The 12,329-nt window shown below is 35.1% G+C and carries 11 protein-coding genes and 1 riboswitch; all 11 genes read right to left on the reverse strand.

The annotated features are described in order from the left end of the window. Positions 1–15 precede the first annotated feature (15 nt). Positions 16–993, reverse strand: a complete 978-nt coding sequence (gene moaA / locus PBV87_RS10155; RefSeq protein WP_271012161.1) for a GTP 3',8-cyclase MoaA — start codon at positions 991–993, stop codon at positions 16–18. Between the two features lies 1 nt (position 994). Next, complete coding sequence (gene mobB, locus PBV87_RS10160; protein ID WP_271012162.1) at positions 995–2,062, reverse strand: molybdopterin-guanine dinucleotide biosynthesis protein B; 1,068 nt, start codon at positions 2,060–2,062, stop codon at positions 995–997. Positions 2,063–2,082: 20 nt separating this feature from the next. After that, positions 2,083–2,865: a molybdate ABC transporter permease subunit gene (gene modB, locus PBV87_RS10165; protein WP_271012163.1), complete on the reverse strand. Its 783-nt coding sequence runs from the start codon at positions 2,863–2,865 to the stop codon at positions 2,083–2,085. Then, complete coding sequence (moaC, locus tag PBV87_RS10170; protein WP_053983636.1) at positions 2,855–3,337, reverse strand: cyclic pyranopterin monophosphate synthase MoaC; 483 nt, start codon at positions 3,335–3,337, stop codon at positions 2,855–2,857. The genes modB and moaC overlap by 11 nt, the downstream gene beginning before the upstream one ends. Before the next feature lie 18 nt (positions 3,338–3,355). Continuing rightward, the gene (locus PBV87_RS10175) at positions 3,356–4,558 is read right to left on the reverse strand and encodes a molybdopterin molybdotransferase MoeA (RefSeq protein ID WP_271012164.1); all 1,203 of its coding nucleotides are present in this window, start codon (positions 4,556–4,558) and stop codon (positions 3,356–3,358) included. Between the two features lie 2 nt (positions 4,559–4,560). Continuing rightward, positions 4,561–5,586: a molybdopterin-binding protein gene (locus tag PBV87_RS10180; protein WP_271012165.1), complete on the reverse strand. Its 1,026-nt coding sequence runs from the start codon at positions 5,584–5,586 to the stop codon at positions 4,561–4,563. A gap of 102 nt (positions 5,587–5,688) precedes the next feature. Continuing rightward, positions 5,689–5,828, reverse strand: a riboswitch (molybdenum cofactor riboswitch). A gap of 91 nt (positions 5,829–5,919) precedes the next feature. Beyond that, entirely contained in the window at positions 5,920–6,804 is an 885-nt protein-coding gene (locus PBV87_RS10185) for a DMT family transporter (RefSeq protein ID WP_271012166.1), read from the reverse strand. A gap of 47 nt (positions 6,805–6,851) precedes the next feature. Beyond that, positions 6,852–8,249, reverse strand: a complete 1,398-nt coding sequence (gene nhaC, locus PBV87_RS10190; protein ID WP_271012167.1) for a Na+/H+ antiporter NhaC — start codon at positions 8,247–8,249, stop codon at positions 6,852–6,854. Between the two features lie 24 nt (positions 8,250–8,273). Then, complete coding sequence (locus PBV87_RS10195; protein WP_271012168.1) at positions 8,274–10,325, reverse strand: molybdopterin-containing oxidoreductase family protein; 2,052 nt, start codon at positions 10,323–10,325, stop codon at positions 8,274–8,276. Next, the gene (locus PBV87_RS10200; RefSeq protein WP_271012169.1) at positions 10,325–10,813 is read right to left on the reverse strand and encodes a 4Fe-4S dicluster domain-containing protein; all 489 of its coding nucleotides are present in this window, start codon (positions 10,811–10,813) and stop codon (positions 10,325–10,327) included. The genes PBV87_RS10195 and PBV87_RS10200 overlap by 1 nt, the downstream gene beginning before the upstream one ends. Before the next feature lie 17 nt (positions 10,814–10,830). After that, positions 10,831–12,078, reverse strand: coding sequence for an NAD(P)/FAD-dependent oxidoreductase (locus PBV87_RS10205; RefSeq protein WP_271012170.1), 1,248 nt, complete (start codon positions 12,076–12,078; stop codon positions 10,831–10,833). Positions 12,079–12,329: the final 251 nt, after the last annotated feature.

Consider the following 12,329-nt stretch of genomic DNA (forward strand, 5'->3'; position numbering starts at 1 on the left):
TTTTAACTCCTTTTCTTAGCCTCCTATTTGAGACATCATTTTATCTTCTAATTGTTGTACTTGTGTGACATGATTAAATTGATGTTGCTTAGGTTTATTTTGTATAGCTTGCCTCATCACTTCTTCTAATGTCTTTTCACTACTTGCTAAATAAGGTTTTAAATCAATACCTTTATTAGAGTGTAAACATAATTTTAAATAGCCCTCACAGGTAACCCTTATTCTGTTACAGGTACTGCAAAAATGTTGTGATATCGCATGGATAAATCCTATTTTTACATCCTTAGTTTGTAATGTATAATATTGTGCTGGTCCATTGCCCAATGTATTATGATAGGGGATTAATGTTCCACAGTTTCTTTCTAAAGTTTCTACAATTTCCTGTTTAGACATCCCTAAAAAAGCTTTTCCTCCTCCAAAAGGCATCAGCTCAATAAATCGAAGAATAAGTTGTTCTTGTTTTGCAAATTGTACGAGTTCAACTATTTCTTGTTCATTCATATCTTTAAGAGGTACTGTATTTAATTTAATTTTTTTTAGACCTGCTTCTTTGAGTATATGTATTCCTTTTAATACTTTTGAAAGACCATCATAACCAGTAAGTGCAGCATACTTTTTTCTATTTAATGTATCTAAACTAATATTAACTGCATCAATACCTGCTTCTACTAAGGCTTTCCCATAAGTATCTAATAAAATTCCATTTGTAGTAAGGGTAACTTGTTGTATCCCTTCTATCGCTTTAATCCCTTTAACTAAGGCAACAATATCTTTTCGTAGTAAGGGTTCACCACCTGTTAGTTTCACTTTTGTTATACCTACAGAAGCTGCTACTTTAACGACTTTAAATAACTCTTCTTTTGTAAGGTATTCATTTTGCTTACAACAAGCCAAGGTAACCCCCTGTGGTATGCAATAAATACACCTTAAGTTACACCTATCTGTAATGGAGATACGTAAGTAATCTACTTCTCTACCTTCTAAATCATGCATCTTACTTGCTCCTTTTTAAATAATTCTCAATCACTCTTGCTAACGCTTCTATATCCTGTAATTCATATTGCTGAATGGTTGTATCTAAAAGGTAGTCTGAGGCATAAGCCAGTACTGTTTCTGGGTTACATACAGGTGGAATATGGGTTGCTTCCCTTACGACTTCTATTTTAGGATAAACACTTTCTTTAAAGCCTTCTAGTAATACTAAGTCCATCCCACTGAAATAAGCTAATAATGTTTCTATCCCTTGCTGTTGTTGATCTTTTACCAAACATAGTTTTTCAGCATCATAAACCAATGTTCTGGCTGCCCCAGCTTGCTTATGCCTATATGAGTCAGTCCCCTTTACATCTGCTTCAAACAAATGACCATCATGCTTAATGGTACCTACTTGTAGACCTTTGGCTGTAAAATAACCAATCAGGTTTGTCATTAACGTTGTCTTTCCAGAATTTTTACTTCCACTGATCGCTATATAGGAAGGACACTCTTTGGTTAGTGCCACATAATGTATAGGCGTATTAATATTCATAAAAATACGAGATGGATCAAAACAAGTATAGTTTAGATAAATTTTTTTAATATGTAAGGATTCTATAAAGTCTACCATTTTATATTTTTCCTGTTTAATGTACGTCTTAAGCTTAGGTAGTATCCTCTTATGATAAACACTCCCAAAAGGACTTATCTTTCCATCTGGCATACATATCACATAAGCATCATAAAGATCTTCTTCTACATAACTTAGTACATAGTTCATAAAGTCTTTACAATGATTTGGCATATCACATGCCCATAAATATACATAATCTTCTACTACAGATGCTAATGCAGTATACAATCCACCTATAGGCCCAATCTCTTTTATTAAATCGCTTAAGATAACTACCTCTTTCCTTACATAATCTTGCTGGTCGTTAAGTACAACATAAACGCTACTAGCAGGTTGTAAAGAATTAACAATTGTATCTATAAAGCTTTCTCCCTCATAAGTAAGATACATTTTATCTGTACCCATACGACTACTTTTGCCACCTGCTACAATAACCCCTGCTACTTTTTTCATCTTTCCCCTCCTTCATATTTTCAAGCTTCTTTTCTATGAGTTAAATACGTTACACTTATAGTCAAACCAAGTGCAAGTAAAAGGAGTATGAAGGCAATTAATAGGGCTTCACTCATACTACTTTCCATGGCACTATAAATGGCTAGAGGTAGTGTCTGAGTCTTTCCTTCTATATTACCTGCAAAAAGCATTGTTCCTCCAAACTCTGCTAAAACCCGTGAAGATGTCATCAAAAGTCCATTGATAATACCATATTTTACAAGGGGTAGTAAAATATAATAAAATGCTTCTACCTTTGTGCAGCCCTCTAGTTGTGCACTTTCTAAAATTTCACTATCTACTGTATTAATATGCTCTTCTATTGTCTTTATAAAAAAGGGTAATCCAATAAAAATCTGAACCAGTATAACTGCACCAGATGAAAAAGTAAGTTGAATACCATAATCTGCAAGATATTTACCCACCATACCTTGTTTTCCAAATGTTAAAAGTAAAAAGATTCCTATTACTGCTGGGGGAAGCATAAGGGGGATGGCAAGTAACTGACTGACATATTTTTTCCACTTAAAATCATACATCGCTATACAATAACTTGTGCCTAAACCTACTAATATAATCACTATCATCGCCACAATACTGGTTGAAAGACTTACACCTAAAGCTGATGCGACTCTTTTGAAATGAATTAGCTCAATCTCTTTAACATATTTAGATGTAGCAACACCTATTAGAGGAAGAAGTACTATGCCTATGCTCATACCATATGCACCTAGCCCTACTACTTTCCAAAACTTATCTTTCATTTTTATACATACCACTTTTGCCACCCATTTTTTTTGCTAAGTAGATTGTTTCAATAGACATTCCTTTATCTAATGCTTTACACATATCATAAATGGTTAAAAGACTTGTACTTACACCCATAAGCGCTTCCATCTCTACCCCTGTTTTACCTGTTGTGCGTACTAAACAACTACAATGGATACTTCTTGTTTGTGCATCTAACTCAAAGTCTATTTGACATTTAGTCAGCATCAAGGGATGACACATGGGAATCATATTGCTTGTTTGCTTCGTTGCCATAATGCCTGCTACTCTTGCAACCCCTAATACATCTCCCTTTGTTACTGTACCTTCTTTAATGGCTAAAAATACGGCTTCATTAACCCTTATGCTTCCCTTTGCTAAGGCTTCTCTAGCTGTTTCTTCTTTTTTAGAAACATCTACCATAATGGCTTGTCCCTTTTCATCAAAATGCGTTAATCCTGTTTCCACAATATGCCTCCTATTAAACTATAGTTTAATTACTTTTACTTTAGTTCCTTCTAATATATTTGGGGTATCAGCTTCAATATCTATAAGACAATTACATCCAATCATACTACTTAATACACCGGATGCATGTTCATATGGAATGGTTACATCCCCCTCTTCATAAAGTCCTCTAATCATTCTTCTTTTCTTAGAAACTTTATTAAATGCGCCCTTTAAAACGCCTTCTGCCTTCACTGGATAGACATAGCTTTGGCCACTCATCTTACCTAATACAGGCCTTGCAATGCATTCAAAGGTAGCTAATGCTGCAAAAGGATTCCCTGATAAGCTAAGAATTAATTGTTCACCTAGCTCCATGGCTAATATAGGCGTTCCAGGCTGCATATTAACTTTCCAAAAAAGCCTTGTTGCTTGAAGTTTTAATATAACTTCATGCATAATATCTTTTTGTCCTACAGATACCCCACCTGTTGTTAAAAGAATATCTAATTGAGGTATCATCTCTTTAATCTTCCTTGCTACATGATCAGGATCATCTTGTTGTGCTTCTATAATAAGAGGGATCATCCCTAATTCTTTTAATCTCGCTGCAAGTAATGTGGTATTCGCATTATAAATCTTACCTTCCTCAAGGGGTAAGCCTGGCTTTATCAGTTCATCGCCTGTACTCATAAGTCCTACCCTCAACTGTCTTCTAACCCGTACTTTGTTGCATCCCATACTCGCTAAAACACCTAGATGAATAGCTGTTAAAGTGGTACATTTTTCAATAAGCAACTGTCCTTTTTGGATATCTTCTCCTTTATAGCAATAATTGCTATAGGGACTCACACTTTTTTGTACCATTGCTTCCTCACCTTTAAAAACCACCTCTTCTTGGCGTATCACTGCATCACTTCCCTCTGGGAGTGGTGCACCTGTCATAATGCGTACAGCTTGACCCATTCCTAGTCTTTTTTGAGAAGCCATCCCTGCGAAAACAGTTTCTATAATTTTGAAAGTCTTTGGATGATCTGTATTTGCCCCTACTGTATCTTGTGCTCGAACAGCAATCCCATCTAGAGGTGAACGATTAAACGGAGGTTGATAAATGGGTGCATAGAAATCTTCCACAAGGTTTCTTCCTAAGGCTTGCTCTAGTTCCACTTCCTCATAGTCCTCTATAAGATTGATTTTATTACTTAATAATTCAACTGCCTGCTCTAATTCGATTCCTATCATACTTACACACCCTTTCCAAAGCTACAACTTGGGAAAGTACAAGTTGAACAGTTTAGGCATAATCCTCCATGTCCAAGGGTTGCTATATCTTTCTTTTCTAGACGTTCACCTGCTATAATACGTGGAAAGAGTAGGTCAAATACTGTACGTTTAGCATACATTACACAACCTGGCAAACCTAAAATAGGTATTTCTCCCTTATAAGAAAGTAAGAACATGGCACCAGGTAGCACAGGTGCACCATAACTTACAATTTTCCCACCTACTTGTCTAATTGCAGCTGGTGTAACATCATCTGGATCTACACTCATTCCCCCCGTACAAATGACCATTGTAGCCCCTTTTTGAATCCAAGCTTCAATAGCTTGTGTAATCTGATTTGCATCATCTGGTGCAAAAGTTTGACCACAACACTCTAGACCATATTCTTCTAACTTTCCTTTAATTACACTTCCAAACGTATCCTTGATGCGTCCATAATAGACTTCATTACCTGTTGTTACAATCCCTACACGATGTTTGGTATAAGGCTTAACACTTATAAGTGGCTTAGTACCAAAACGCTCTCTAATCTGTAACATTTTTTCTTGGTCAATTACTAAAGGAATAACACGCATCCCTGCTAATTTTTCCCCCTTTTGAACTGGTGTATAACGATGTCTTGTTGCAACTACAATTTCTTCAATTCCATTAAGTTCAAGCAGGCGGTCAACATCTAAATCTAAAAGCCCTGAATACTTAGCAAAAAGTTCAATTTTACCTTCTTGAATGGACCCATTCGTGCAAGTACCTTCTCCAGCACATACCTCTTTTAAAATAAGAGCAGCTTCATTCTCATGCATTTTAGATGAATCATATTCCCATACATAGAGATGATCTTTTCCTACACTTAGAAGCTTTTCGATATCCTCTTCCTTAACTTGATGCCCTTTTTTAAAAAGTACGCCTTTCTTTTCATCCTTTATAATTTGAGTGATATCATGACATAAAATATGTCCTACAGCCTGTACTGTCTTTATTTTTCTCATGTTTGCAACCTCTTTCTGTTAGTTATCACTTAGAGAAATTTATGCTTATAATAAAAATGCCCAAATCTCCTTAATCTAGAGATTTGGGCACACAAAATAAACTCATAACGTTTATAATCCCCTTTACAAATAAGGAAGGTCAAGACGTTTCCAACTTGGCCCTGTGAACGACTCTCTAAGTGTTCAGTCTAATCTTTCATAGAATATTCCGTAGAAATATTAGATCGGAGACATTTGTTAAATGTACTTTATTTTAGCATGTACTTTCTATTCTATTAAGTATTTGCATAGGTATTCTAAAGCTTTTATACCTTATCTATAAATACTATACTTTTATTGAGATATTTTATATTTATTCTTCCACTCTCTTAAAATTAAGATAACACCTACAATAATAAGAACAGTACCTAAAATTTGATTTCCACCAATAGCTCTTTTTCCTTCAATCCATACCAATGCAATATTAATAATAGGCCCTGCATTTAAAAATAGACTAATGCCTGTTGGACTTAACTTTCTTAGCGCAAAGCTATTTAAAGTATACGCTATTGCTGACCCACCTATCCCTAAATATAATAGCTTCATAGTTAAAGACCAGTCTAATGGGATTAAAAAAGTTTCATCCATTAAAACACTTGGTAAAAATAGAAGTGTATTCAATAAGAATTGAAAAAAGATAATCGTTGTTGGGCGGTATTTAAGAACCAATGGTTTTTGGATAAAATAATAAATAGCCCATACAACGGTTGCAGAAACTTGTAGGATATACACTCCTAGTGTTTGATCTGTACTTATTGTATCAATTAAAAAAATACTGCCTATTACACTTAAGGCAATGCTAATACTTTCACGCTCTGTAAATAAGGTACCTATTATTAAGCATTCTATAAGCATCATTAAAACGGGCTGCATACCTGATACAATAGATAAATCGACTACTGGAAGTAAGGCAGTGGCTCTTCCACTTAAAATATAATAAAATGCTCCACCTAATAACCCTCCTACAATAAGCCTTCCCCTATCTTGTTTAGCAATCTTTTCTCTTTTTCCTATTGTAATCCACCAAGTACCTAGTACAACAGTGGCAATAAAAAAACGATTAAAAGTTAAGACTTCATAAGATATTTTTTCAAGTAAATCTTTTATAAGATAAAAAGATGTCCCCCACAAAAAAGCTGTGAAAGACATCCCTAATATAATCAATCTATAGATATTCATTCATAGTCCTCATCTCATATAGTATCTATGGTATTATATCTTTTTAACTACTCATTATCAACCTTGTTTCTAAATATAAAAATCCCCATATAAGCAAGTAAAATGGTAAGTAGCGGATTGACTAGATTAAAAAAAGCATAAGGTAAATAATCTAAAGTTGCTACACCTAATGTATTGCTAACAAAAGCTGCCGCCGCCGTCCACGGAATAAGTGGATTACAAAGTGCTACCCCTTCTACAATCACCCGGCTTAGCATACTTCTTTTCATATTCCTTTGATCATAGGCTTCTTTATATAAGCTACCACTTAAAATGACCGGCAAATACATATCTCCCATTATCGCATTGCTCATAATTCCTGTTCCAATCGTTGTTGTAATGAGTGTTGCATCTCTTTTAATAGGTTGAATAAGACGATTAATGAGTACATTGAGTACTCCTAACCCTTCTAACACTCCACCTAAATTTAAGGCTAAAAAACCTAATGTAAAGGACCACATCATGCTTGAAATACCACCTCGCATAAGAAGTGTATCTACAATTTCATTCCCTGTCGGTGTTGTATAGCCTGCGTATAAACACATAAGTGCTTCGTTGATAGGTGTTTTTTGTATAAGGATTGCTACAATTACAGCTACAAGACTCGAAATAGTAAGTGCTAATACAGCTGGTACTTTTTTAATAGACATGATCAAAAGAATGATCATAGGAAGTAAGCCCCAAATACTTATATGAAATACACTGTCTAACCCTTGCATTAGCTGCTCTATACCCTCTTGATTACCTACCCCACCAGAATACTTTAATCCAATTACTCCATACATAATTAAAGCTATAAAGAAAGCTGGGACTGTTGTATAACTCATAGTTTTAATATGGTCATAAAGGTCTGAACCTGTAGCTGCTGTTGCAATAACAGCAGTATCTGAAATAGGAGACATTTTATCTCCAAACCAAGCACCCGATACAATCATTCCTGCAATAAGTGGTTCAGGAATCCCCATATCCATACCAACACACATACTAAATACTGCAACACCTACCGTTGCTACTGTTCCCCAAGAAGTTCCCATAATAAAAGACGTTAAGCAACATACTACAAACCCTGCTGGTAAAATAATATCTGGATTTATTATTTGTAATCCATAATAAATGATAGCAGGTACAGTACCAGAGGTAATCCATGAACCTATTAAAGTTCCTATTAATAGGAAAATGATTAACCCTTCTGCTACTTTCCCCGTACTTGTAGCCATCCATTCAACAAGTGTTTTCCACTTATAACCGGCTAAATACGCTGCGCACCAACTAAAAATTAATGTGATAAATACAACCACTACAATATCTAATTTAAGCCAGAGAATACCCGTTGTTAAAATACCTATTATGCTTAATAATGTGATAACTGCAAAGTGAAAGCTCACTTTATTTGTTGTTTCTTGCATCTGTAGTCCTTCCCATCTAACTCATTAAGAGATTTTTTCAATATTAACTTCTACAGATTTAAGCGCTGGGAATCCTGAGATTGGGTCACGTCTATCATCTGGCATAATAAGGTTAACATTGGCATTTTTCCATCCATGGGTAATTTGTACAGAACCTGGATGTATTTCTTTTTCATGAAGTACCAATACTTTAATTTCAAGACTTCCAATTCTAGAAGTTACTCTTACACGGTCTCCTGTTACAACACCTAATGCTTGAGCGTCTACTGGATGCATTTCTATTTCAGCTTCTGGACAAGCTTTGTTAATTTGAGGAATATCTCTATATCTTCCATGGAAATACATATGTTTACGTGCACCTGTCATAAGGAGGTATTTAAATGCATTATCTTCTGCTAAATATCTTGGACGTTTGTATACAGCCAATGCATCATAACCAAAGCTTGCCACATACTCTGAAGTAAATTCGATTTTACCACTTGGTGTATTGAAAGACTTCTCACCTTTTTGAGCTTTTACTTCATATTTTTTATAAGTTATTGGTTTATAGTTGTAGCCTCCAGGATATTGTCTAATTGTTTCTAATGATACACCTGTTGGTTCTACTAACCATTCATTTAAGGCATGTTCATCTGCCCATGGGAAGTACTTACCTGCTCCTAGACGTTCTGCTAAACCTTTAAGGAAGTCATATTCATTTTGTAATCCAAAATCTACTACTTTCTTTGAAAGTGTAACACATTGGAAAGCACTTTGATAATGGAGTTCTTCCCTTTCTAAATAAGACGCTGCTGGTAATACATAGTCTGCAAGCTCAGCTGTTTCTGTCATCATAATATCCTTAACAACTAGTAAATCTAATTGTTTAAAAGCATCTATAACTTTGTCTGCACGTGCATTGGTTAAAACAGGATTTGCTGCACTCAAAATTAAGCCTTTCATTGGATAAGGTTCTTCTGTTAAAATAGCATCCATTAGTGTAAGGGTATCACATTCACCACGCATATCATAAATAACTGGATGCTTATCTGCACCAATTGGTTCAAGATGTTTAAGTGGTATTTCATCATTTAATTCTAAGTGAGATGGACCAAATCCTTCAGTACAAAGCATACCACCTTTAATATCAATAGCCCCCATTAAGGCATCTATGTAAGTTGCAACACGTGTATTATTGACACCATTTTCTTGGTGTTCAAGACCTGTTCCTACCCAGCTTGTAATATGAGGTGCTTGAGAAATAAATAATTCTACTAAAGCAAATAATTGCTCTTGTTTAATCCCTGTTTCAGCTTCTACAAATTCAGGTGTAAAGCTTTGTGCATACGCTTTAAGGTCTTCATATCCTACTGTATATTTATTGATGAAGTCATGATTTACTGCATCTCTTACAATCAATTCACGAATAACTCCCCACGCTAGAGCACCATCTGTACCTGGCTTTGGTTGTAAATAAAGATCTGAAATTCTTGCACTTTCGTTATACTTTGTATCGATTGTAACAAATTTCCCACCATTTGCACGTGCTTTATTCATTTGTTGTGTCCAGTCAGAGTGTGCTACTGGTGCATTCGTTCCCCAGTTTACAATAAGTTTTGAATTGTCATAATCTGCAGCTGGCCAAGTTCCATATACTAAGTTAAAACCTATGTAACGTCCTGCATAGCACTGTGTATCATTTGAGAAGTAGTTTGGTGAGCCAATTGCATGGATAAATCTTCTATAAAGTTCTTCTTGTTGACAAAAACCAATCCCTTCGCCTTTCCAAACACCAATAGCTCTTTTTCCATACTGTTCTTGAATCGCTTGCATACGCTCAGCAATCTCATCCATGGCTTGCTCAAGCTCTATTTCTACAAAACCATTCTCTGTCTTTTTAAGTGGTTTTTTTAATCTTTGAGGTAAGTTAATCCATGTTGCACCAGAGCTTCCTTTAATACATGTTCTTCCTCTACTTGCAACATGTTCTTCCATACCTTCAATTTCTACTACTTTTCCATCTTCAACATGGACATCAATACCACAAATGGTACCGCACATTCTACAATAAGTTTTTTCAATTTTTCTTTCACCCATTATTGTTCACCTCTACACTCTTTAGTCTTTTCTATAATTGCAGTGTCCGCTTGTTGTCTTCTAAACTTAAAAGCTTCTTCTGATTCTACAAATTGAAGTGCACCACCAATACAGTGTTTTACACATTTTGGGTTCCCGTTACATAAGTTACATTTACGACTTACTAATTTCTCATGATCAAAATGGATATTTCCATATGGGCATGCAAGCATACACATTTTACAACCTGCACAACGTGTTTGGTCAATAATAACAGCATTTGTTTTTTCATCTCTTGAAATAGCTCCTGCTGGACAAACATTTAAGCACCATGCATCTTCACAATGAAGGCATGTCATAGGAATTACAACACGTTCATCAATATAATGATTAACTTTAATATTGGATTGTGTTCTCTCACATGTTTCGCCTGTTTTTGCAAAAGCACATGCTAACTCACAGTTTCTACATCCTACACAGTTATCAGGATTCATTGTTATCATTTTCATTTTTTAGTTCCTTCCTTCTATATGTTTAAGTTTCTAGCAGAATGAAATGCTTTAATTTGTAAAAACATCTCTAATTTCTCAGGTACTGTATCTACTTTCACCTTGTTACGAATAAGTGGTCTAAGTTTCCCTAATAATGAAACAGCTTCTGTACTTCCTACTAAACATGCACCAACAACATACTCACCTTCATAACATACTTTTAGGTAGCCGCGTTTGCCATCATCTTCAAAAATATGTATTGTTTCAACTTGATTGTCCGTAAACTTACCAATAGATGCTACTGTTTTATCGTACATTTGCGTTACATTCATATTAAGACTACCTTCATATTGGTACTCTATTCCTAACATATTAAGTGCAGCTACTTTACCCATCTCAATTGCCGTTGGCCAAAGTGCATGTATCACATTTTTCTCTCCAAAAGTAGTTGGACCTTGTGCTACATCTCCTGCACTATAAATATCTGGTATATTCGTTTGCATGTAAGCATCTACTAGAATACCTCTGTCTACTGCTATACCACTTTCACCTATAAGTTGGGTATTGGGACGAACCCCTGCACCTACAATGATAAAATCTACTTCTACTGCTTCTTGTTCTTTTAAATAAACTTTGAAAGTACCATCTGCTTGCTTTTCAATACGATCTGTCAAAGTTCCTAATCTCAGATCAACACCATTTTTACGAATACTTTCTGTAAGCACATTCGCTCCATGCTCATCTAGCACACTTGGCATAATACGCTCTGCTAGTTCAACTACTGTAACTTTAAGACCTTTTACAACAGCTGCCCACGCTGCTTGAAGGGATACAAATCCTGAACCAATAACAAGCACACGATTACCGGCTTTATAGTAAGGCTCTAATTGTTCTGCATCTGTTTTGGTCCACATATGGTAAATACCTTCTTGATTAATCCCTGGAATAGGTGGACTCATAGCTGAAGAGCCTGTAGCAATGAGCAACTTATCGTAAGCTACTTCATTTCCTCCTTCAAGGATGACATTTTTATTATGTGCATCAATTTGTGTAACGTTGCCTTCAATGTATTCTACTTTATTGTTTTCATAATACGCTTTATTGCGTATAAGTAATTTATCATGTGATAACTTCCCTCTTAAAAAATAAGGTAGAAGTACCCTTGAGTAAGCAAGTCCGCCTTCTTTTGAAATAATGGTTATTTTACTGGTTGAATCATATTTTCGAACGGTTTCTAATGCCGATAGTCCTGCTGCGCTATTCCCAATTATTACAATGTTCACGTTTCAATCACCTTCTTGTTATTTTTTTATCAGGGTAATTATAGCATTTTCTCTTTTTATATCTTGCTAAATCAAAACATGTCCTAAATAAATTCTACTAAATATAAAAATTTTATCCCTTACATCCATTAAGTAGAAAATAAAAAGACGTAGCTATTCTACGTCTTTTACAGGTTATTGACTAACCACCTACTTTTGCTAACTAGCAAGAGTAGGTGGTATTTTATATTTTAAAATAATGACTCTATGAT

It is taken from the genome of Holtiella tumoricola (assembly GCF_027857615.1).
Classification (GTDB): Bacteria; Bacillota; Clostridia; order Lachnospirales; family Cellulosilyticaceae; genus Holtiella; species Holtiella tumoricola.